Annotated in this window: 19 protein-coding genes; 8 read left to right on the forward strand and 11 right to left on the reverse strand. The window is 66.9% G+C overall.

Annotation, left to right across the window (positions count from 1 at the left end):
* Positions 1-2: 2 nt before the first annotated feature.
* Positions 3-1,442 (forward strand): aspartate aminotransferase family protein, encoded by a 1,440-nt coding sequence (locus tag ACL58G_RS07190; RefSeq protein ID WP_440965973.1) that lies wholly within the window; start codon positions 3-5, stop codon positions 1,440-1,442.
* 80 nt (positions 1,443-1,522) lie between these two features.
* On the opposite strand, the gene ACL58G_RS07195 is transcribed toward ACL58G_RS07190, so the two are convergent.
* On the reverse strand, positions 1,523-2,980 hold the full coding sequence (locus ACL58G_RS07195) for a sodium:solute symporter family protein (protein WP_413381647.1): 1,458 nt from the start codon (positions 2,978-2,980) through the stop codon (positions 1,523-1,525).
* Between the two features lie 138 nt (positions 2,981-3,118).
* Here ACL58G_RS07195 and ACL58G_RS07200 point away from each other — a divergent pair, with 138 nt between their 5' ends.
* A complete protein-coding gene (locus ACL58G_RS07200) occupies positions 3,119-4,603 on the forward strand; it encodes an aldehyde dehydrogenase (RefSeq protein WP_440965975.1) in 1,485 nt (494 codons plus the stop codon).
* Positions 4,604-4,692: 89 nt separating this feature from the next.
* Here the strand turns inward: ACL58G_RS07200 and ACL58G_RS07205 are convergent, their stop codons facing one another.
* Positions 4,693-5,445: a LytR/AlgR family response regulator transcription factor gene (locus tag ACL58G_RS07205; protein WP_413381653.1), complete on the reverse strand. Its 753-nt coding sequence runs from the start codon at positions 5,443-5,445 to the stop codon at positions 4,693-4,695.
* Complete coding sequence (locus tag ACL58G_RS07210; protein ID WP_440965977.1) at positions 5,442-6,482, reverse strand: sensor histidine kinase; 1,041 nt, start codon at positions 6,480-6,482, stop codon at positions 5,442-5,444. Before ACL58G_RS07210 ends, ACL58G_RS07205 begins: the two co-directional genes overlap by 4 nt.
* Before the next feature lie 233 nt (positions 6,483-6,715).
* Between ACL58G_RS07210 and ACL58G_RS07215 the strand changes: the two genes are divergently transcribed.
* Positions 6,716-8,038 (forward strand): glutamine synthetase family protein, encoded by a 1,323-nt coding sequence (locus ACL58G_RS07215; protein ID WP_440965978.1) that lies wholly within the window; start codon positions 6,716-6,718, stop codon positions 8,036-8,038.
* Between the two features lie 85 nt (positions 8,039-8,123).
* Here the strand turns inward: ACL58G_RS07215 and ACL58G_RS07220 are convergent, their stop codons facing one another.
* Positions 8,124-9,692, reverse strand: coding sequence for a response regulator (locus tag ACL58G_RS07220; protein ID WP_440965980.1), 1,569 nt, complete (start codon positions 9,690-9,692; stop codon positions 8,124-8,126).
* A gap of 150 nt (positions 9,693-9,842) precedes the next feature.
* On the opposite strand from ACL58G_RS07220, the gene ACL58G_RS07225 reads away from it, so the two are divergent.
* Both ACL58G_RS07225 and ACL58G_RS07230 read left to right on the forward strand, forming a co-directional pair.
* The gene (locus tag ACL58G_RS07225) at positions 9,843-10,622 is read left to right on the forward strand and encodes a DeoR/GlpR family DNA-binding transcription regulator (protein WP_440965982.1); all 780 of its coding nucleotides are present in this window, start codon (positions 9,843-9,845) and stop codon (positions 10,620-10,622) included.
* A complete protein-coding gene (locus tag ACL58G_RS07230) occupies positions 10,619-11,785 on the forward strand; it encodes an MFS transporter (RefSeq protein ID WP_440965984.1) in 1,167 nt (388 codons plus the stop codon). Before ACL58G_RS07225 ends, ACL58G_RS07230 begins: the two co-directional genes overlap by 4 nt.
* A gap of 44 nt (positions 11,786-11,829) precedes the next feature.
* Here ACL58G_RS07230 and thpR read toward each other — a convergent pair whose 3' ends face one another.
* Both thpR and panB read right to left on the reverse strand, forming a co-directional pair.
* Positions 11,830-12,339, reverse strand: a complete 510-nt coding sequence (thpR, locus tag ACL58G_RS07235; protein WP_440965986.1) for an RNA 2',3'-cyclic phosphodiesterase — start codon at positions 12,337-12,339, stop codon at positions 11,830-11,832.
* 1 nt (position 12,340) lies between these two features.
* Positions 12,341-13,177 carry a 3-methyl-2-oxobutanoate hydroxymethyltransferase gene (gene panB, locus ACL58G_RS07240; RefSeq protein ID WP_413336935.1) on the reverse strand — a complete coding sequence of 279 codons (837 nt, stop codon included), beginning with the start codon at positions 13,175-13,177 and terminating at the stop codon, positions 12,341-12,343.
* A gap of 151 nt (positions 13,178-13,328) precedes the next feature.
* Here panB and ACL58G_RS07245 point away from each other — a divergent pair, with 151 nt between their 5' ends.
* Positions 13,329-14,546 carry an anion transporter gene (locus tag ACL58G_RS07245; RefSeq protein ID WP_440965988.1) on the forward strand — a complete coding sequence of 406 codons (1,218 nt, stop codon included), beginning with the start codon at positions 13,329-13,331 and terminating at the stop codon, positions 14,544-14,546.
* On the opposite strand, the gene folK is transcribed toward ACL58G_RS07245, so the two are convergent.
* Genes folK through ACL58G_RS07270 form a run of 5 tightly spaced genes read right to left on the reverse strand, consistent with a single transcriptional unit; the run spans position 14,543 to position 18,864 of the window.
* A complete protein-coding gene (gene folK / locus ACL58G_RS07250; RefSeq protein ID WP_440965990.1) occupies positions 14,543-15,019 on the reverse strand; it encodes a 2-amino-4-hydroxy-6-hydroxymethyldihydropteridine diphosphokinase in 477 nt (158 codons plus the stop codon). The genes ACL58G_RS07245 and folK overlap by 4 nt on opposite strands.
* Positions 15,016-16,392, reverse strand: a complete 1,377-nt coding sequence (gene pcnB / locus ACL58G_RS07255) for a polynucleotide adenylyltransferase PcnB (RefSeq protein WP_056124143.1) — start codon at positions 16,390-16,392, stop codon at positions 15,016-15,018. Before pcnB ends, folK begins: the two co-directional genes overlap by 4 nt.
* Entirely contained in the window at positions 16,385-17,059 is a 675-nt protein-coding gene (locus ACL58G_RS07260) for an HAD family hydrolase (protein WP_413381678.1), read from the reverse strand. The genes pcnB and ACL58G_RS07260 overlap by 8 nt, the downstream gene beginning before the upstream one ends.
* Positions 17,056-17,748, reverse strand: a complete 693-nt coding sequence (hda, locus tag ACL58G_RS07265) for a DnaA regulatory inactivator Hda (protein WP_413336929.1) — start codon at positions 17,746-17,748, stop codon at positions 17,056-17,058. Before hda ends, ACL58G_RS07260 begins: the two co-directional genes overlap by 4 nt.
* A 33-nt stretch (positions 17,749-17,781) precedes the next feature.
* On the reverse strand, positions 17,782-18,864 hold the full coding sequence (locus tag ACL58G_RS07270; protein WP_440965993.1) for an AI-2E family transporter: 1,083 nt from the start codon (positions 18,862-18,864) through the stop codon (positions 17,782-17,784).
* Positions 18,865-19,012: 148 nt separating this feature from the next.
* Here ACL58G_RS07270 and purM point away from each other — a divergent pair, with 148 nt between their 5' ends.
* Positions 19,013-20,056: a phosphoribosylformylglycinamidine cyclo-ligase gene (purM, locus tag ACL58G_RS07275; protein WP_440965995.1), complete on the forward strand. Its 1,044-nt coding sequence runs from the start codon at positions 19,013-19,015 to the stop codon at positions 20,054-20,056.
* A gap of 3 nt (positions 20,057-20,059) precedes the next feature.
* Positions 20,060-20,650, forward strand: a complete 591-nt coding sequence (cysC, locus tag ACL58G_RS07280; RefSeq protein ID WP_440965997.1) for an adenylyl-sulfate kinase — start codon at positions 20,060-20,062, stop codon at positions 20,648-20,650.
* The last annotated feature ends 77 nt before the right edge of the window (positions 20,651-20,727 follow it).

Here is a 20,727-nt window from a genome sequence, read left to right on the forward strand (position 1 = left end):
TCATGACTTTCGACACCATGGCATTCGAGGCAGGCCTGCGCGCGCCGGTCCGTGAGGACCATGACACCCGCACATTGCAACAGCTCGACAGCGCCCACTTCCTGCATCCGTTCACCGACCACGGTGCCCTGAGCGCGAAGGGCGCGCGCGTGATGGTGCGCGGCGAGGGCATTTATTTATGGGATTCCGACGGGCATAAAATTATCGACGGCATGTCGGGCCTGTGGTGCGTGAACGTGGGCTATGGCCGCACGTCCATCACGCAAGCCGTCGCGCGGCAGATGGATGTTTTACCGTTCTACAACAGCTTCTTCAACACGACGAACGTGCCGGCCGTGAGGCTGGCGGAAAAGCTGGCGAGCCTGGCACCGCCCGGCTTCGAGCACGTGTTCTTCACGAGCTCCGGCTCGGAGGCGAACGACACCGCGCTGCGCATGGTGTGGCGCTACTGGCAGCTGATGGGGCAGCCGGACCGGCAGATCGTCATCAGCCGGCGCAACGCCTATCACGGCAGCACGATTGCCGGTGCGTCGCTGGGCGGCATGGCGGCGATGCATGGCCAGGGCGCGCTGCCGATCCCGCACATCCACCACATCGAGCAACCGCATTTCGGCGAGCACGGCCGAAGCTTGTCCGAAGCGGAATTCGGGCTGCTGGCCGCGGACTGGCTCGAACGGAAGATACTCGAATTGGGGCCGGACAAGGTTGCCGCGTTCATCGGCGAACCGGTGCAGGGCGCGGGCGGCGTCATCATCCCGCCGCAGACGTACTGGCCGCAGGTCCAGCGGATCTGCGACAAGTACGGCATCCTGCTCATCTCGGACGAGGTCATCTGCGGCTTCGGCCGGCTGGGCACGTGGTTCGGCAGCGAGCGCATGGGCACGCGGCCGGATTTGATCCCGTTCGCGAAGGGCGTCACGTCCGGCTATGTGCCGCTGGGCGGGGTGCTGGTCGGAGAGCGGGTGGCGCGCGCGCTGATCGAGCGCGGCGGCGATTTCAACCATGGTTTCACCTATTCCGGCCACCCCGTCGCGTGCGCGGCGGCGCTGGAAAACCTGCGCATCATCGAGGACGAGAAACTGGTCGACAAGGTCGCGCGCGAGACGGGGCCGCATTTGAAAGCCGCGTTCGCGCGGCTGGCCGAGCATCCACTCGTCGGACACGCGGAGAGCATCGGCATGACCGCCGGCCTGAACCTCGTGCGCCGCAAGGGCGCGACGGTGCACGACTGCGAACCGTTCGCACGCGACCTGGCGGTGGGGATGGTGTGCCGGCAGCACATGTTCGACAACGGCGTCATCATGCGCGCCGTCGGGGACCGGATGATCGTCGCGCCACCGCTTGTGATGACCTGTGCGCAGATCGACGAGATGGTGGCGCGGATACGGGATTGCCTCGACCTGACGCTGAAGGACGTGACCGGACGGGGATGGATGGACTAACCGCGTGCGGGGTGGGCTCGGGGAGCCCACCCTACGGCTAACCGCGTGCGGCGTGGGCTCGGGGAGCCAACCCTATACGATTACACGCTGAGCGCCGTCTTGTGCGGCTCGTGCCGGTTCTTGAGAACCTGCGGCGCCAGCGAGCCGACGAACATGCCCGCGAACGCCGCCAGCAGGCCCGCCAGCTGGCCCGGGAAGACTTCGCCCAGCGGCGAGATCTGCGGGAAGAATACGATCCACGTGGCGATGCCGGCGACCAGCGACAGGATCGCGCCCTGCGTCGTCGCGCGCTTCCAGTACAGGCCGGTGACGAGCGGCACGAAGGCGCCCACGAGCGTTACCTGGTACGCGGACGACACGAGGTCGTAGATCGACGTGCCCTTCATCGCGATCGCGTAGGCCAGCACGAGCGAGGCGAATACGACGATGGTCACGCGCATCGCGAGCAGTTGCTGGCGGTCGCTCATGCCCGGGCGCAGGTTTTTCAGGATGTTTTCCGTGAAGCTCGTCGACGGGGCGAGCAGCGTGGCGGATGACGTACTCTTGATGGCGGACAGCAGGGCGCCGAAGAACAGGATCTGCATGATCAGCGGCATCTTCGTCATCACGAACGTGGGCAGCACGCGCTGGTAATCGCTCTTGGCCAGTTCCAGCGCATCATTGCCCATCACGATCACGGCACACGCGACGACGAACATCGGCACGAACGCGAAGATGATGTAGCTGGCGCCGCCGATCACGGCGCCGGCGCGCGCGGTCGGGGCGTTCTTGGCGGACATCACGCGCTGGTACACGTCCTGCTGCGGAATCGAGCCCAGCATCATCGTCACGGCCGAGCCGACGAAGAAGGCGATGTCGGTGAACTTCGGCTCCGGCAGGAAGTGCCACAGGTTCGCGTTGTTGGCCATGTCGATGACGGCACCGGTGCCGCCGGCCAGCTTCGCCGAGAACACGGCGATGATGGACAGGCCGACCACGAGCACGATCATCTGGATGAAGTCGGTGATGGCGACGGCCAGGAAGCCGCCGATGACGACGTAGATCAGCACGGCGAGCGTGCCGACGATCATGCCGGCCGTCTCCGACATCGCGCCGCCCGTCAGCACGGAAAACACGAGGCCCAGCGCCGTGATCTGCGCCGCGACCCAGCCGAGGTAGGACAGGATGATCGCAGCCGAGCAAAAGACTTCGATGCCCTTGCCGTAGCGGGCGCGGTAGTAGTCGCCGATGGTCAGCAGGTTCAGTTTATAGAGGCGGGCGGCGAAGAACAGGCCGACGAGAATCAGGCAGGTGCCGGCGCCGAACGGGTCTTCCACGAGCGCGCCCAGGCCACCCTGCACGAACTTCGCCGGGATGCCCATCACGGTTTCGGCGCCGAACCAGGTGGCGAACGTCGTCGTGATGACCATGATCAGCGGCAGGCTGCGGCCGGCGACGGCGAAGTCGGACGTGTCCTTGATCCGCGTGCCGGCCCATACGCCCAGGCCGAGCGTGCCGAGCAGGTAGAGCACAACGGACGTAATCAGAATAGTGTTCATTAAATGCTCCGCGGCAGGCGATTAACTGAAATTACGGCGGGGAAAAATTCGCGATTATAGCGGCAGAAATCGGCATTTGGATCGATTTTGTTTGCTAGTATCGGCCTGACAACAAGTTGTAATCTTGATGGAGGCATTATGACCACGCCAGGCTGGCATGAGCGTTCCAAAAGGGTGCATATCGACGGCCGCGCCGTCGTCGAGGGCCGGCGGATCGACGCCGCATCGGGCGCCCGTTTCGACAATATTTCTCCCATCGACGGCCGCATCCTGGGCGAGATGGCCCGCTGCGACGCCGCCGACGTCGACGCCGCGGTCGCCAGCGCCCGCGCCGCGTTCGAGGACGGCCGCTGGGCGAGTAAAGCCCCGGCCGAGCGCAAGCGCACCCTGATCCGCTTCGCCGACCTGATGCTCGCGCACGAAGACGAACTGGCCCTGCTGGAAACCCTCGACATGGGCAAGCCCATCCGCTACAGCAAGAGTGTGGACGTGCGGCTCGCGCAGAACTGCATCCGCTGGTACGGCGAGGCCATCGACAAGATCTACGACCAGGTCGCGCCGAGCCCGCAGGACAGCCTGGCCCTCATCACGCGCGAACCGGTCGGCGTCGTCGCCGCCATCATCCCGTGGAATTATCCGATGCTGATGGCCGCGTGGAAGATCGGCCCGGCACTCGCGGCCGGCAACAGCGTCGTGCTGAAGCCGTCGGAAAAGGCGCCCCTCAGCTCCTTGCGGCTGGCCGAGCTGGCGCTGGAAGCGGGCGTGCCGGAAGGCGTGTTCAACGTGCTGCCCGGCTACGGCGACGAGGCGGGCCGCGCGCTCGCGCTGCACATGGATGTCGACTGCATCGGTTTTACCGGTTCCACGCGCGTGGGCAAACAGATCCTGCAGATGGCGGGGCAGTCGAACCTGAAGCGGGCGTGGACGGAGCTGGGCGGCAAGTCCGCGAACATCGTGTGCGCGGACTGTCCCGACCTCGACGCGGCCGTCGCGGGCGCCATCGGCGCGATCTATTTCAACCAGGGAGAAAGCTGCAACGCGCCGTCGCGGCTGTTCGTCGAGGAATCGATCCGGGAAGCGTTCCTCGACAAGGCCCTCGCGTTGATCCCGCAGTACGCGCCGGGCGACCCGCTCGACGAGTCCACCGTGATGGGCGCGATCGTCGATTCGATCCAGATGAAGACGGTGCTGGGCTATATCGAGGACGGCAGGGCGGCCGGCGCGCGCCTGCTCGCGGGCGGCAACGCGGCACGCGCGCAGACCGGCGGTTTGTACATCGAACCGACGCTGTTCGACGGCGTGGAGTCCACGATGCGCATCGCGCGCGAGGAAATCTTCGGGCCCGTGCTGTCCGTGCTGTCGTTCACGGACCTGGACGAGGCGGTGCGCGAGGCCAACGCGACACCGTATGGCCTCGCGGCGGCCGTGTGGACGTCCGACATGAGCCGCGCGATCCGCACGTCACGCAAGCTGCGCGCGGGCACCGTGCACGTGAATCAGTACGACAACGACGACATCACGGTGCCGTTCGGCGGCTATAAACAGTCGGGGAACGGGAGGGACAAGTCCCTGCACGCGTTCGACAAGTACACGGAACTCAAGACGACGTGGATCCAGGTCTGACCCGGTAGGGTGGGCACCCCGTGCCCACGCGTGACGTTCGCGTGATGCCGGCGTTACGCGTGGGCGGAGGGCCGCCCACCCTACCGGAGTCAGATCGCCATCTCGCGCAGTATCTTCGACGCTTCCCGGCTCGCCGTCAGCACGGCCCCGTCGCGCATCGTGATCTCGAGCTGCGACTGGTCGTCCGCGCGCATGGAATCCACGAAGTCGAGGTTCACGAGCGCCGAGCGGTGGATGCGGATGAAGCGGCCCGGGTCCAGCTGGGCTTCCAGTTCCGAGATCCCGATGCGCACGAGGAAGGTGTGGCCGCGCGCGGCGATCGCCGTGTATTTCGCATCCGCCTTCAGGTAGGCGATCTCGTTCACGGACAGCGGAAAGATGCGGCCGCGGTCGCGCACGAGGATGCGTTCGATGCGGCTCGGCACACGATCGACCGCCAGCGTGAGCGCGCCGCCGATGACGTCGGGTGCGGGGACGGACGATCCCGGCGTCTCCAGCAGGCGCGCGACGGCCGCGTCGAAGCGGGCGCGCGTAAAAGGTTTCAGCAGGTAGTCGACGGCATTCAGTTCGAACGCGGTCACGGCGTACTGGTCGTACGCGGTCGTGAACACGATGTCCGGCACGACGGTCAGGCGGCGCAGCACGTCCAGGCCCGTCATCTCGGGCATCTGGATATCCATGAAGACGATGTCGGGGCGGATGCGGGAGATCTGCGCGAGCGCGCTGGCGCCGTCCGCCGCTTCGCCCACGAGGCGCAGGCCCGCATGGGCATAGATGAAGTCGCGCAGGACGTCGCGCGCGAGCGGTTCGTCTTCCGCGATGAACACGGTCCGGGCATTCATGTGAATTCCTTGTCGTTGGCGGACAGGGGAATGGCCATGGTGACGACGAAGCCGGCGCCCGGCGCCGTGTCGATGGCGAGTCCCTCCTCGGTGCCGTATTCCAGTTGCAGGCGGCGCTCGACGGTGCGCAGGCCCAGGCCGTTCGACGCGCGCACGCGGCCGATGTCGGCGCCGGGGCCGTCGTCGCCGACGGACAGCACGAGCCTGCCCGTGTGCGCGTCGAGGCGCGTGCGGATCAGCAGGCGGCCCGGCCGGCTGTGCGGGTTGAACGCGTGCTTGATGCTGTTCTCGACGAGCGGCTGCAGCGACAGCGCGGGCAGCAGGTGGCTGGAGGCGGCATCGTCGAGCTCCCAGTCGACGTGCAGGCGCGCGCCGAGGCGCAGGCTTTCCAGCTCCAGGTAGTCGCGCACGAAGCGCAGTTCGTCGTCCAGCGTCACGCGGTCGTTGCCCGTCTTTTCCGTGTCCAGCACGTAGCGCAGCATGTCGGAAAACTGGAACAGCGCGGTCTCGGCGGCGTTCGGGTCCTTGCGGGTGAGGGCGATGATCGAGTGCAGCGTGTTGAACAGGAAGTGCGGATTGAGCTTGCTGCGCAGCGCGTTCAGCTCCGTCGCGACGAGCAGCGCGTGCGCCTGCTGCACGGCGACTTCCTGCAGGCGGCGCGCATCGTTGGCGCGGATCATGTGGAACGCGGTGGCGATGACGCCATAGCCCATCATCGAATACAGCACGGGCCACACGTAGAACGACAGCGGCTGCGTCGTCTCGTAGAGGAGCCCCGGCAGCGCGTACGACAGGATGGCGTACGTCGGCGCGCCCACGCCGTGAATCAGGCAGCGCGTCGCGAACGGGACGTGGCGGCGTTCCATCCAGCCGCTGAGCGGCCAGTGCAGGGCGAGCACGAAGGCCTGGGGCACGATCCACAGCATCGGGATCAGGCCGCGCCAGTTGTAGCCGTGCTGGCTGGAGTCGGCGAGCCGCAGCACGACCGCGAGCAGCACCATGTACGCGAGCCAGGCGCAGGCGTAGTTACGCCACATGCGGGTGGTTTTCGGCTGTGTCGTGGTCGTCAGCTGTTCCATTCATAAAGTATGACGCAGGACGGCGCTTGGCGGAACGGCGATGACGCGAAGTGCGGTATCGCGGCAACTAATTGAGGAAATGGGGCGAAAACGGGGCCGTCCGACCCGCGCGCGGCCTAAAAATCGCCGATGCTATATTGACTCGCATCGAGTCAAGCGAGGGTGTGATGGATTCCGAAGCGCATAATCCGATGCGCGATTTTCTGCGCGAACACAATATCCACGAAGTCGAGTGCGTCATCGCCGACATGACGGGCATTGCCCGCGGCAAGATCCTTCCGAAAGACCTGTTCCTGGCGGGCGAGCACATGCGGTTGCCGAAAAGCGTGCTGCTGAACACGGTCCATGGCGAACAGCCGAACAACACGCCGTACGTCGGCTCCATCGATCCCGACATGGTCTGCGTGCCCGACCCGGCCACGATCCGCGTCGTGCCCTGGGCGACGGAGCGCGTCGCGCTCGTGATCCACGATTGCACGAACTTCGACGGTACCCAGGTCGACCTCGCCCCGCGCTCCGTGCTGCGCCGCGTGCTGGGCCTGTACGCCGAACGGGGCTGGCGGCCCGTCGTGGCACCCGAAATGGAGTTTTATCTCGTCGCGCGCACGACGAATCCGCACGAGCCGTTGAGTCCGCCTACGGGCCGCAGCGGCTTCACGGAGCAGGGCCGGCAGTCGTATTCGATCGATGCCGTCAACGACTTCGATCCGTTCTTCCTGGAACTGTCGGCGTTCTGCAAGCAGCACGAGCTCGGTGTCGAGACGCTGATTCACGAGGCCGGCGCCGGGCAGATGGAAATCAATTTTACGCACGGGGACGCGCTGGAGCTGGCCGACCGCGTGTTCCTGTTCAAGCGGGCCGTGCGCGAAACGGCGCTGCGCCACGGCATCTTTGCCACGTTCATGGCCAAGCCGATGGAGACGGAGCCGGGGAGCGCCATGCACGTGCACCAGAGCATCGTCGACGCGGACGGCCGCAACATCTTTTCCAACGACGACGGGTCGGAGAGCGCCCTGTTCCGCCACTTCATCGGCGGGCTCGAACGCTACGTGCCGGCGGCGACACTCCTGTTCGCGCCGCACGTGAATTCCTACCGGCGCCTGTCGCGCTTCCAGTCGGCGCCGATGAACGTGCACTGGGGCTACGACAACCGCACGTGCGGCATCCGCATCCCGAACTCGAGCCCGGCCAGCCGCCGCGTGGAAAACCGCGTGCCCGGTGTCGACGTGAACCCGTATCTCGCGATGGCGGCCACGCTGGCCTGCGGCTTCCTCGGCATGGTCGAAGGGCAGGAACCGTCGGCGCCAACGCCCGAGAGCGCGGAGCACATCCACGGCGACCTGCCGCGCAATCTCGAGGATGCGATCCTGCAGCTGCGCGGGTGCCCGGCGCTGGCCGACATGCTCGGCCCCTTGTTCGTGCAGGCGTTCTGCGAAGTGAAGGAGCTGGAGTTCGCGACGTTTTCGCGCGTGATCAGTTCGTGGGAGAGAGAACACCTGATGTTGCTGGTTTGATCGGGGATGGTGGGCACAGGGTGCCCACCCTACGATGCGGCGATTACCGTAGGGTGGGCGGCCCCCGCCCACGCGTAACGTTGCGTCACACGCAGGGCAGGGTGATCGTCAGCCGCGTGTGCCCGTCGCCCGTCTCCATGGTGGCGTCGCCGCCCTGGACCTCGGCCATCAGGCGGATCGAATAGGTGCCGAGGCCCATGCCGCCCTGCTTGCCGGCCGTGGCGTACTTGTCGAAGAAGCGGCCGCGCATGGTCAAGGGAACCTCGCCCTCGTTGTCGATCACGACGTGCAGGCTGCCGGGCCCCGGCGCCACGTCGACCTTGATCGTGCCGCCCGGCGCCGCCGCCTCGGCCGCGTTCTTGAAGGCGTTCGAGAACATCGAATAGCACAGCAGCGATTCGCCCAGGCAGACGGTGTCGCCCGGTGCGGCGAAGCGGATGGCGATGCGGCGGTCCGTGAACGCGAGCTCGGTCTGCTGCGCGACGCGCGACAGCAGCGCTTTCATGTCGAACGGCTGCAGCGCCGGCTGGTACTCGCCCTTTTCCATCTTGTGGATGTCGAGCGTGCGGTTGATCATGTCGAGCGCGTGATTGGCGGCCATCTCGATCATGTGCGCATGTTCGCGGTGCGCATCCAGCAGGTCGCCCGCGAGCAGCGCCTGGCTCGCGTGCAGGGTGACGGCGATGGGGCTCTTGAGGTCGTGGCGCGTCATCCGCTCCACGTCTTCGCGCAGGTGCGCGTTCTCGATCAGCAGTTCGTTCTGGCGCTTCAGGTCGCCCATCGCGGTGGCCAGCGCCAAATGTGTCGCGATGCGCGCCTTCAGGATCGTCGGGTCCGCGGGCTTCGACACGTAGTCGACCGCGCCCAGGCGCAGGCCGCCCACGATATCGTCGACGGCGTCCTTCGCGGACAGGAAGATGATCGGGATGTGCGCCGTCTTCGGATCGGCTTTCAGGTGGCGGCACGTCTCGAAGCCGTCCATCACGGGCATCATGATGTCGAGCAGGATGATATCGATGGGGAAGGCGGCCGCGATCTCCAGCGCCTTGCGGCCGCTGATCGCCACCTTGATCGCGTACTCGTCCTTCAGCGCGCCGGCCAGCACCTCGATATTGGTCGGCACGTCGTCCACGATCAGCACCGTGCAGCGCTTCAGGCGCTCGGCCAGCGGGGCCTGCAGGCCGATGACGTCGGCCTGGACGGGCGTCGGCTTCAGCACCGGCGGCGGCGCGGAATCGGGCCGCGGTACGGGTTCCGGCGCAGGCTCGGACTCTTGCACCGTGCCGATCATCGCCATGAACTTGCTGGCGAAGCTGTGCACGGTGAACGGCTTGATCATGTACGCGTTGACGCCGGCCCGCAGCGCGCTGCGCACGGAAGCGGGATTCGCCTCGGCCGTCAGCATCATGAACGGCGTCTTCGCATAGCGCGCGTCGTGGCGCATCCAGTGCAGCAGGTCCAGGCCGCTCATCACCGGCATGCCCCAGTCGCCGATGACGATGTCGATCGTCTGCTTGCGCATGAGGTCTTGCGCGGTCTTGCCGTTCTCGGCCTGGAACACGTTGGAAAAGCCGAGTTCCGTCAGCACCTGGCGCACGGCGGTGCGGATCAGGAGATAGTCGTCGACGATCAGGATGGCGGCGGACTTATGCATATTGTTCTGATAATGAATGCAGCGAGTGTAGCAATGATTAGGCCGCCAACCAACCGCCAGGTCGCCCGCATGCATGAACATGCGTGTTTTTATTGATTATTGCTGGTTTGTGCGTAAACGTGTAAAGTGTGGGCATTCAAGGAGAAACATATGCAACTGGCGGAAGAACGACGGCAACACATCGTCGACACGGTCGAGCAGCAGGGCAAGGTGCTGGCGGCCGAACTGGCGCAGCGGTTCAATACATCGGAAGACACGATCCGCAGGGACCTGCGCGACCTGGACGCGGCGGGCCTCTTGCGCCGCGTGCACGGCGGCGCGATGCGGCGCACGCAGCCGGTGCCCAGCTTCGGCCAGCGCGTCGATGCCGACGAAGCGCGCAAGGAGATGCTCGCGCGCGCGCTGGCCGACAGCGTGCAGCCGGGCGACACGGTGCTCGTGGATGCCGGCACGACCAATCTCGCGTTCGCGCGCCAGCTGGAAGACGGCCGGGCCGCGACCATCATCACCAACAGTCCGCAGATCGCCCTTGGCCTCGGCCATTTGCGCAGCACGCGCGTCGTGCTGCTGGGCGGGGTGTATTCGGCCCACGTCGGCGCCGTGATGGGCGCGCAGACGCTGGCCGAGATCCAGCGCCTGCGCGTGGACGTGTCGGTCGTGGGCGTGTGCAGCGTCGAGGCCGAGCGTGGCCTGGGCGCGAGCGACCCCGAGGAAGCCATCCTCAAGCAGGCCATCCTGGCCGCCGGCAGCCGGCGCGTCGTCGCCGCGCTGAACGAGCGGCTGGAAGCGCCGGCGCCGTTCCCGATCGCGCTGCTGGCGGACATCGACCGCCTCGTGCTGGAAGCGGATGCGGCACCCACCGTGGTCGCGCGCCTGCGCAAGGGCGAGCGCGCACCTGAAATCGTACTGGCAGCAAGGAGCCGCGCATGAGCCGCATCGACGACACACGATCCCTCCAAAGGGCGCCGGCCGCCAGCGTGAACGCCGCGCGCTGGTCCGTGTCGACCATCTTCCTGCTGAACGGCGCCGGCATCGGCGTGTGGGCCGCGCACGTGCCGCTCGTGCAGGCGCGTGCCGGCATCGACACGGGCGTGCTCGGCTTCCTGCTGCTCACCATCGCGGGCGGCGCGATCTCCGCAATGCCGCTGTCCGGCTGGATGGCGGGACGCTGGGGCACGCGCGCCGTCGTCGTCGGCAGCGGCCTGCTGTTCGCGCTGACGAGCGACATCCTGATGAACGTGAGTGGCCTCGTGCCCCTGTTCCTCGCGGCCTACGCATTCGGCGCCAGCAACGGCGTGCTGGACGTGGCGATGAATGCCAACGCCAGCGAGGTCGAGGCGGCGCGCGGCATCCCGACGATGTCGTCGTTCCACGGCTTCTACAGCCTCGGGGGCCTGATCGGCGCGGCGCTCGGCGGCCTCATGATCGGCGCGGGCCTCGGCGATGGCCGCGGTGCGATGATGGTGAGCGCCGCCATCTTCGCCGCCGTGGTGTCGTGCGGCGGGCGTTTGCTGGTCGTCCCTCCGGCGCCGCATGCGAGCCATTTCGCCTTGCCGCGCGGGCCCGCGCTGTTCCTCGGTTTATTGGCCCTGCTGTGCTTCGCCATCGAGGGCGCGCTCGTGGACTGGAGCGCGCTGCTGCTGAAGGAGCGCACGCAGGTCGATGCGGCGACGGCGGCGCTCGGCTACTCCGCGTTCTCGGTGACGATGGCCGCCTGCCGTTTCGCGGGCGACCGGCTCGTGCTGCGTTTCGGTCCGCTGCGCGTGATGATCGTCGGTGGCCTGGGGATGTTCGCGGGCCTGATGCTGGCCGTCGTCAGCACGCAGTTCTGGCTGTCGGCGCTGGGCCTCGCGCTGATCGGCCTCGCCGCGGCGAACGTCGTGCCGCTGATCTTCGCGGCGGCCGCGCGCATGCCGGGGATGTCGGCCGGCGGCGGCCTCGCGACGGTCGCCACGCTCGGTTACGCGGGCCTGTTGATGGCGCCGCCGCTGCTCGGGGCGATTGCGGCGCACACGAACATCGCCGTGGCGCTGGGCATCCTGTCGTTGTCGGGGATCGTGATCGCGGCGAATGCGCGGATCGTGAAGCGGTAGGGTGGGCACCCCGTGCCCACGCGGACGCCGACACATGGCAAACGTCACGCGTATTCTCGTAATACGGTGTATGTGCCGGAACGCGATTCGACCAACGCGTATCGCTCGACCCGCCAATCGATCGCTGGACCGGCGGCGGGGATGACCGCGCCGTTCGCGCGCCGCGCCATCGTCACGTGCGGCCGATAGGCGCGGGCTTCCGGCACGAGGCCCAGCGCCATTAAAGCGTCGGACAGCCGCGCATGCAGGTCCAGCAACCCTTGCGGTTCGCTGAGCGGCTCGATCCACGCGATGCCGCTGCGCTGCAGCGCGGCGCGGCCGAACTGCAGGTCGAACGGTTCGAAAGGCACCTGGAAGCCGTCCAGGAAGTCGGGCAGCCGCGCGGTGGGCTGGTTGCCGAGGAAGTGCAGGGTCACGTGCAGTTTATCCGTGTGGACAGGCGTCGCGCCGCGCGGCCACGTCCACGCGTCGCGCCACGCGCGCAACTGGTCACGCACGGGCTCAATCGGCCACAGGGCCAGGAAGAGGCGGGCGGTGTCCGGCTGCGCGCTCATCTCAGAAGCAGTGTTCCGGCGCCGGGAAGCTGCCGTCCTTCACGGCCGCGACATAGGCCTGCACGGCGGCGTCGATGCTCGTCTGGCCTTCCATGAAGTTCTTCACGAAGCGCGCCTTGCGGCCCGGGAAGACGCCCAGCAGGTCGTGCATGACGAGCACCTGGCCGGAGCAGTCCGGACCCGCGCCGATGCCGATCGTCGGCACCTGCAGGATGCCCGTCACTTCCTTGCCCAGCGCCGCGGGCACGGCTTCCAGCAGCACCATCGCGGCGCCGGCTTCCTGCAGCGCCAGCGCGTCGCGCTTGAGCTGCTCCGCGCCTTCGTCCGTCTTGCCCTGCACCCGGTAGCCGCCCAGCTGGTGGACGAATTGCGGCGTCAGGCCGATGTGGGCGCAGACGGGGATGCCGCGCTCGGTCAGGAAGCGGACCGTTTCGGCGAGCCACTCTCCGCCTTCGATCTTGATCATCTGGGCGCCCGCGCGCATCAGGGCGGCGCAGCTGTCGTAGGCCTGCTGCAGGGTGCCGTAGCTGCCGAACGGCAGGTCGGCCAGCACGAACGCGTTCTTGCGGCCGCGTACGACGGACGCCGTGTGGTAGGCCACGTCGGCCACGGTCACGGGCAAGGTCGAGTCGTAGCCGGCGCACACCATGCCCAGCGAATCGCCGATCAGCAGGATGTCCACGCCACAGCGGTCCATCAGCGACGCGAAGCTGGCGTCGTAGCAGGTGAGCATGGCGATCTTCTCGCCGGACGCGCGCATCGCCAGCAGCGAGGGCAAGGTCACGGCCTTGCGTACCGGTGCTTCGTTCGTCGAGGTTCCGCCCAGGTAAGCGCTCATAGTATTCCTTTGCAAATCAAAATAAGCCGTGCCGGAGGATCGCCCCGGCGTGCCACGCGTCCGGGCAGGCATGCGGTCACAGGCGTGCCCGGTATCGTTTGTTAAGATGCGCGATCTTACCCGAAAACGCCGCCGGCATTCGTGCAACCCCATGGCCACAACAATCCTCATCATCTTCCTCATCGTCTATCTTGGCATGATCCTCGGCGGCCTGCCGTTCCTGCGCCTCGACCGGACCGGCGTCGCGCTGCTCGGGGCGATTGCGCTCATCAGCATCAATGCGCTGACGCTGGAGCAGGCGGTGGCATCGATCCATTTGCCGACGATGGCGCTCCTGTTCGCGTTCATGGTCGTCTCCGCGCAGATGCGGCTGGGGGGATTCTACGACTGGGTCACGCAAAGACTGGCGGGGCTGGCGCTGAGTCCCGCCAGCCTGCTGGGCGTGCTGATAGGCGTGTCCGCCGCGCTGTCGGCCGTCTTCAGCAACGACATCGTCTGCCTCGCGATGGCGCCGCTGCTCGTCGACGCGTGCCGCCAGCGCCAGCTCGCGCCGGTCCCGTATCTGCTGGCGCTCGCGTGCGCCTCCAACATCGGCTCGGCCGCGACCCTGATCGGCAATCCGCAGAACATGCTGATCGGCCAGACGATGCGGCTGTCGTTCGACGGTTACTTCCTCGACGCGATCCTGCCCGTCGCGCTGGGCCTCGCCGCCTGCTGGGTGCTGATCGCCTGGCAGACGAAAGGGCGCTGGAAAGAGCGCGCAGCCGCCACCGAATCCCAAGCCGCAACGGTGCCTTTCGATGCGTGGCAGACGACGAAGGGCCTGCTGATCGCGGGCGCGCTGCTGGTGGCGTTCCTCGTCGCGCCGTGGCCCCGTGAGCACATGGCGCTGATCGGCGCGGGCATCCTGTTGATGAGCCGCCAGCTGCGTTCGCAGAACATGCTGGGCCTCGTCGACTGGGAATTGCTCGTGCTGTTCATGAGCCTCTTCGTCGTGAACGCCGCGTTCCAGGGCACGGGCTTCACGGCGCATGCGATTGCCTGGCTCGCGTCGCTCGGCGTGCGGCTCGACCAGCCGGGCTCCCTGTTCGCCGCCACGTTCGTGCTCTCGAACCTGGTCTCGAACGTGCCCGCCGTGATGCTCCTGATGCCCGTCGTGCACCATCCGCTGGGCGGCGTCATGCTGGCGCTGGTGAGCACCCTGGCCGGCAACCTGCTGATCGTCGGGAGCATCGCGAACATCATCGTCGTGGATGCGGCGGCGCGGCGCGGCATCGTCATCGACTGGCGGCGCCACGCGCGCGTGGGCGTGCCGGTCACGTTGATGACGCTGGCCGTCTCCGGCGTCTACCTGGCGCTGCGGTTTTAAGCGAGGCGGGCGACGCCCTGGTCGCCGGCGTCCGCGAGCAGCGCGGTCACGGCACCGCGGCCGGGGATGACGAGATCGGGCGCGACGTCGGCCAGCGGCGCGAGCACGAACGCGCGCTCGTGCATGCGGGGGTGAGGGACGATCAGCGTGGGCGCATCGTCGATGACCTGATCGCCGTAGAGGAGCAGGTCGAGGTCCAGCGTGCGCGGCGCGTTGCGGTAGGGCCGCTCGCGGCCGTGCGCCTGCTCGATGGCGAACAGGGCCCGCAGCAGGGCGTGTGCGTCGAGGTTGGTGTCGAGCATTGCCACGGCGTTGACGTAGTCGTCGCCCGAGGAATCGATCGGCGCCGTGCGGTACAGCGGCGACGTCTGCAGCAGCCTTGCGCCCGGCAGGCGCGACAGGCGCTCGATCGCATCGAGCACGTTCGCGCGCGCGTCGCCCAGGTTGGCGCCGATGCCGACCCAGGCGATCATTCGCCGCTCGCGGCCTGCGGGGCGTCGACCGGTGCGCCGCCTTCGCCCTCGGCGCGGCGCGGGCCGCGGCGGCGCGGGCGTTTCTTCTGGCTGGACGGCTGGACGTCGCGCGCGGAATTGACCAGGCGTTCGCGCTCGGCGATGTCGCCGGCGTAGAACGTCGCCCACCAGTTGCCGATCTCCGCATCGAGCTCGCCCGATTCGCAGCGCAGCAGCAGGAAGTCGAAGCCGGCGCGGAAGCGCGGGTGCTCCAGCAGCTTATACGGGGTCTTGCCGGTGCGGCGCTCGAAGCGCGGCTGCATGGCCCAGATGTCGCGCATGTCGGTCGCGATACGGCGCTGCAGGGCGAGATTGTCGGTCTGGTTGTCGAGGACGTCGTCCGCCGCGAGGTGCAGCGCGGGGATCGGCGATTCGCCGGCGGCGCGGTACGCATTCCACTTTTCCAGCACCTGGTGCCACAGCAGCGACGCGAACAGGAAGCCCGGCGACACGCCCTTGCCGGCTTTTACGCGCGTGTCCGTGGATTCGAGGGCCAGGGTCACGAACTTCATGCCGATCGGCTGCTCCAGCACGACGTCCAGCAGCGGCAGCAGGCCGTGGTGCAGGCCGGACGAGCGCAACTCCTTCAGGCAGGCCAGCGCGTGGCCGCTCATCAGGAGCTTCAGCATTTCGTCGAACACGCGCGCGGCCGGCACGTTGTTGATCAAGGGGGCCATCACGGGGATCGGGGCGCGGGTCGCCGGCTCGATCGTGAACTGCAGCTTGGCCGCGAAGCGCACGACGCGCAGCATGCGGACCGGATCTTCGCGGTAGCGCGCTTCCGGCTGGCCGATGATGCGCAGGACCTTGGCGCGGATGTCCTCGATGCCGCCGTGGTAGTCGAGCACCGACTGCGTGGCCGGGTCGTAGTACATGGCGTTGATCGTGAAGTCGCGGCGCTCGGCATCTTCGTGCTGCGGACCGAAGTTGTTGTCGCGCAGGACGCGGCCATGTTCGTCCTTCGGCGCGTTGTCGCTGCCCTTGCCGCGGAACGTGGTCACCTCCAGCAGGTCCTGGCCGAACATCACGTGCACGATCTGGAAGCGGCGTCCGATGATGAAGGCGCGCCGGAACAGCTTTTTCACTTCCTCGGGCGTCGCGTCGGTGGCGATGTCGAAGTCCTTCGGCTTCACGCCCAGCAGCAGGTCGCGCACGGCGCCGCCGACGACGAACGCCTTGAAGCCGGCTTCCTGCAAGGTCTGCGTGACGCGCACCGCGTTGTTCGACACGAGCTTCGGATCGATGCCGTGCTGCTCCGGCCCGAGGATGACGGGTTCGGTCGGGTCGCGCTCGTCTTTGACGCCCAGGATTTTGCGGATGAATTTTTTAATCATTGAAAAGGTGCAGTGAAGTCCAGCCGAGGGCGTTGGCGTGTTGGTTCAGTTTCTCGCTCGGGTTGGTCGCCACCGGGTGCGAGACGACCGACAGCAGCGGGATGTCATTGTGCGAATCGCTGTAGAACCAGCTGCGCTCGAAACTGTCGAACGGGCGCCCCAGGCCGTCCAGCCACGCGTGCATGTGCACCACCTTGCCGTGGCCCTGCGTGGGCGTGCCGGCCAGCTTGCCGGTAGGGTGGCCGCGCTCGTCCAGCTCGGGGCGCGCGGCGATCAGGTGCTCGACGCCGAATTCGCGCGCGATCGGCGCGGTGACGAACGCATTGGTCGCCGTGATGATCGCCACGAGGTCGCCCGCGTCCTGGTGCTTGCGCACGAGGTCGAGCGCCTTCGGACGGAGCGCCGGGCGGATCACCTCCCGCATGTACTGCGCCTGCAGGTCTTTCAAATGGGCCGGGTCGAAGGCCGCCAGCGTACCGAGGGCGAATTCGAGGTATTCGACCGGGTCGAGCGTGCCGGCGTTGTACTGCGCGAAGAAGGCGTCGTTGCGGCGCTGGTGTTCGGCGGCGTCGACGACGTTCTCACGCACGAGGAACTGGCCCCATTCGTAGTCGGAGTCGATCGGCAGGAGGGTGTGGTCGAGGTCAAACAGCGCGAGGTCGTTCATTCTTTTGGTTCGGAGTGTGGACTGCCGGGATTGCCCTGAAGCAAGAGATCACGCAGCAGCGGCACCGTGACCGGACGCTGGGTCTCGAGCGAATACTGGTCGAGCGCATCCAGCATGGTCGACAGGGAGCGCATGTCGCGCTTGAAATGGGACAGCAGATAGGGTAACACGCTGGCGGACAGCGTCAAACCGCGGGCCTCGGCGGCCTGCGTGAGGGCGGCGATCTTCTGGTCGTCGGACAGGCCGTGGATCTGGTACACGAGACCCCAGCCCATGCGGGTCCGCAGGTCTTCGCGCACCGGGAGCACGGCCGGCGGCACCGGCCCCGTGCAGACCATGTAGGCGCCATGCTCGCGCACCTGGTTGAACAGGGCGAAGGCGTCGATCTGGCGTTCGGGCGACAGCTGGTCGACGTCGTCGACGAGGTACAGGCTCACGTCTTGTGTCAATACGAAGTCGTCCGCACCGCTCGTCGCCGCGATGTAGCGCGCGCCGTCGGTGGCGGCGAGGCCCTGCAGCAAATGCGTCTTGCCGGCGCCCGTTTCTCCCCACAGGTAGCAGAAATGCTCGCGCGATGCGCGCTGGGCGAACTGGTGCATCAAGTGCGCCATTTCGGCATTTTCCCCTATCTGGAAGGTGTCGAGGCTTTGCGCCGGCTCGGCGCCCAAGTCGAGCACCAGCTGTTTCATGGCTCGGTTCTCTTCATGTCGTGTGCGTAGGAACTAGGCATTATAAAAGCTGCTGCGCAGATAGTGGCGTTTCAAGTGACGGAAAGCCACCATCAGCACGGCCGACGCCGGCAACGCCAGCAGCACGCCCACGAAGCCGAACAGCTGGCCGAAGGCGAGCAGGGCGAAGATTACGGCCAGCGGATTCAGCCCGATGCGCTCGCCCACGAGGCGCGGCGTGAGGAAAAAACCCTCGATGACCTGGCCCGCGCCATAGATCACCGCGACGGCGATCACGCCGCTCCAGTCGGAAAACTGCAGGATGGCGGCCGTCAGCGCCAGCACGAGCCCCAGGCCGTAGCCCAGGTAGGGGATGAAGACGAGCAGGCCCGTCAATATGCCGACCGGCAGCGCCACCTCGAAGCCGGCCAGCGCCAGCGCGGCCGAGTAATACAGCGCCAGCACGAGCATCACGAGCAGTTGCCCGCGCAGGTACTGGGCCAGCAGCGCGTTGACTTCCTGGGCCATGCCCACCGGCTGGCGCACCCAGCGGCGCGGGACGGCGTTTTCCAGTTGCAGAAGCAGGCGGTGCCAGTCCAGCAGCAGGTAGAACAGCACGACGGGGATCAGGATCGCCGTGGCGACCCAGCCGAGCAGGGCGCTGCCGCCCACGCGCGCGGACGCGAGCACGGTCGTCCAGATCTCGTCGCTGGACGTCATGATCTGCTGCGTGAGGATGGTGCGCAGGCTGCTGCCGTCCAGCTTGATATGGATCCCGAGCTGCGCCAGGCGGGGCGACAGGATGGTGTCGATGCGGGCCAGCGCGTCCGGGATCTGGGCCTGCAGCAGCGGCAATTCCGTGCGCAGCACCGGCACGACGATCAGCACGAGGGCGGTGACGGACGCCAGGAACGCGAGGATCACGACGACGACGGCGAGCGAGCGCGGCAAATGGAACTTGCCGAGACGCGTGCGTTCGAGCCGGTCGACGGCGCCGTTCAGGGCGTAGGCGAGGATGGCGGCGGCGATGAACGGGGTGAGGATGGGGCCGAGAGCGTACAGCAGCAGACCGCAAGCGAGCCAGAGTGCCAACCAGAACGCTGACTGTTTTTGCTCCGGGCTGAGGGAAAAAGGCATCTAATTGTTGTTCTTGACCGTTAAAACGGTGCCGCGGCAGGCCGTTTTGATAAAATAATGGATTGACCGACTGGCTACCACCGGTGCACGCTGTTAAATGCCCAGTTGTCAACCGCCTACTATTTTACCGCCTCCGCTGCCAAATACCATGAGCCAACCATCTAATGTTTCTCTCTCCTACCGCGACGCTGGTGTCGATATCGATGCCGGCGACGCCCTGGTCGAAGCGATCAAACCTTTTGCCAAGCGCACCATGCGCGAAGGCGTGCTCGGCGGCATCGGCGGTTTCGGTGCGCTGTTCGAAATCAGCAAGAAGTATAAAGAACCGGTCCTCGTGTCCGGCACCGACGGCGTCGGCACCAAGCTGAAACTGGCGTTCGAACTGAACCGCCACGACACGGTCGGCATCGACCTCGTCGCCATGAGCGTCAACGACATCCTCGTGCAGGGCGCCGAGCCGCTGTTCTTCCTGGATTACTTCGCTTGCGGCAAGCTGGACGTGCCGACCGCGACCGCCGTCGTCAAAGGCATCGCCACCGGCTGCGAACAGGCCGGCTGCGCCCTGATCGGCGGCGAAACGGCCGAAATGCCGAGCATGTACCCGGACGGCGAATACGACCTGGCGGGCTTCGCCGTCGGCGCCGTGGAAAAATCGCAGATCATCGACGGCACGAAAATCGCCCCGGGCGACGTCGTGCTGGGCCTGGCTTCGTCGGGCATCCACTCGAACGGCTATTCGCTGGTGCGCAAGATCATCGAGGTGTCGAAGCCGGACCTGGAAGCCGACTTCCACGGCAAGAAGCTGTCCGACGCGCTGATGCAGCCGACCCGCATTTACGTGAAACCGCTGCTGGCGCTGATGCAGTCGATGGAAGTGAAGGGCCTCGTGCACATCACGGGCGGCGGCCTCGTCGAGAACATCCCGCGCGTGCTGCAGGATAACCTGACGGCCGTGCTCGACAGCAAGTCGTGGACCCTGCCGCCGCTGTTCCAGTGGCTGCAGCAGCACGGCGGCGTGGCCGACGCCGAGATGCACCGCGTGTTCAACTGCGGCATCGGCATGACCGTGATCGTCTCGAAAGAGAACGCGGACGCGGCCGAAGCCCAGCTGAAGGCGGCCGGCGAGACCGTGTACCGCATCGGCGAGATCCGCGCGCGTGGCGAAGGCCAGGCGCAGACGATCGTCGAATAAGCCATGACGGCGCCCGCTGTTCCGCTGCCTGTTGGTGACGAAGAACGGCGGCGCCCCACCGGCGCGGTGGTCTGGATTACCGGACTGTCCGGCGCCGGCAAGACGACGCTGGCTCAGGCCGCCGAACGGGTCCTGTTCGAGCGTGGGTGCGGCGTGTTCGTGCTGGACGGCGACAAGGTCAGACATGGCCTGTGCGCCGACCTCGGTTTTTCCCTCCCCGAACGATCCGAAAACATCCGTCGGATCGGCGAAGTCGCGCGCCTGTTCTACGAGGCCGGACAGATCGTGATCGTTTCCGCCATCTCCCCGCTGCGCGCCGACCGCGCCCGGGCCCGGGCCCTGATCCCGGCGCCCTGTTTCATCGAAGTCCATTGCCGTTGCCCGCTCGCCGTGTGCGAGGCGCGCGATCCCAAGGGCCTGTACCGCCGGGCGCGCGCGGGCCTGTTGCCGGAATTTACCGGCATCTCGTCGCCCTACGAGGCGCCGGATGGGCCGGAACTGGTCGTCGACAGCGCGACCACGTCCGTCGCGGACGAAGTCGCGCGCCTCGTCGACGTGCTCGAGCGGCGCGGCCTGCTTACCCCGCGCGGCTGAACGGGATCGGCGACTGTCTCGGTTTCGGAACACTTTGCTGTATTTTTCGTTTTAATGTCACTTCTCCATTGCTCCAC

Source organism: Massilia sp. GER05 (assembly GCF_052056005.1).
In the GTDB taxonomy this organism is placed as follows: domain Bacteria; phylum Pseudomonadota; class Gammaproteobacteria; order Burkholderiales; family Burkholderiaceae_D; genus Telluria; species Telluria orientalis.

Excerpts from the sequence above, each read along its gene's own strand:
- ACL58G_RS07190 (WP_440965973.1), top strand. The coding sequence starts at position 3 with ATGACTTTCGACACCATGGCATTCGAGGCAGGCCTGCGCGCGCCGGTC.
- ACL58G_RS07195 (WP_413381647.1), bottom strand. The coding sequence starts at position 2,980 with ATGAACACTATTCTGATTACGTCCGTTGTGCTCTACCTGCTCGGCACG.
- ACL58G_RS07200 (WP_440965975.1), top strand. The coding sequence starts at position 3,119 with ATGACCACGCCAGGCTGGCATGAGCGTTCCAAAAGGGTGCATATCGAC.
- ACL58G_RS07205 (WP_413381653.1), bottom strand. The coding sequence starts at position 5,445 with ATGAATGCCCGGACCGTGTTCATCGCGGAAGACGAACCGCTCGCGCGC.
- ACL58G_RS07210 (WP_440965977.1), bottom strand. The coding sequence starts at position 6,482 with ATGTGGCGTAACTACGCCTGCGCCTGGCTCGCGTACATGGTGCTGCTC.
- ACL58G_RS07215 (WP_440965978.1), top strand. The coding sequence starts at position 6,716 with ATGCGCGATTTTCTGCGCGAACACAATATCCACGAAGTCGAGTGCGTC.
- ACL58G_RS07220 (WP_440965980.1), bottom strand. The coding sequence starts at position 9,692 with ATGCATAAGTCCGCCGCCATCCTGATCGTCGACGACTATCTCCTGATC.
- ACL58G_RS07225 (WP_440965982.1), top strand. The coding sequence starts at position 9,843 with ATGCAACTGGCGGAAGAACGACGGCAACACATCGTCGACACGGTCGAG.
- ACL58G_RS07230 (WP_440965984.1), top strand. The coding sequence starts at position 10,619 with ATGAGCCGCATCGACGACACACGATCCCTCCAAAGGGCGCCGGCCGCC.
- thpR (WP_440965986.1), bottom strand. The coding sequence starts at position 12,339 with ATGAGCGCGCAGCCGGACACCGCCCGCCTCTTCCTGGCCCTGTGGCCG.
- panB (WP_413336935.1), bottom strand. The coding sequence starts at position 13,177 with ATGAGCGCTTACCTGGGCGGAACCTCGACGAACGAAGCACCGGTACGC.
- ACL58G_RS07245 (WP_440965988.1), top strand. The coding sequence starts at position 13,329 with ATGGCCACAACAATCCTCATCATCTTCCTCATCGTCTATCTTGGCATG.
- folK (WP_440965990.1), bottom strand. The coding sequence starts at position 15,019 with ATGATCGCCTGGGTCGGCATCGGCGCCAACCTGGGCGACGCGCGCGCG.
- pcnB (WP_056124143.1), bottom strand. The coding sequence starts at position 16,392 with ATGATTAAAAAATTCATCCGCAAAATCCTGGGCGTCAAAGACGAGCGC.
- ACL58G_RS07260 (WP_413381678.1), bottom strand. The coding sequence starts at position 17,059 with ATGAACGACCTCGCGCTGTTTGACCTCGACCACACCCTCCTGCCGATC.
- hda (WP_413336929.1), bottom strand. The coding sequence starts at position 17,748 with ATGAAACAGCTGGTGCTCGACTTGGGCGCCGAGCCGGCGCAAAGCCTC.
- ACL58G_RS07270 (WP_440965993.1), bottom strand. The coding sequence starts at position 18,864 with ATGCCTTTTTCCCTCAGCCCGGAGCAAAAACAGTCAGCGTTCTGGTTG.
- purM (WP_440965995.1), top strand. The coding sequence starts at position 19,013 with ATGAGCCAACCATCTAATGTTTCTCTCTCCTACCGCGACGCTGGTGTC.
- cysC (WP_440965997.1), top strand. The coding sequence starts at position 20,060 with ATGACGGCGCCCGCTGTTCCGCTGCCTGTTGGTGACGAAGAACGGCGG.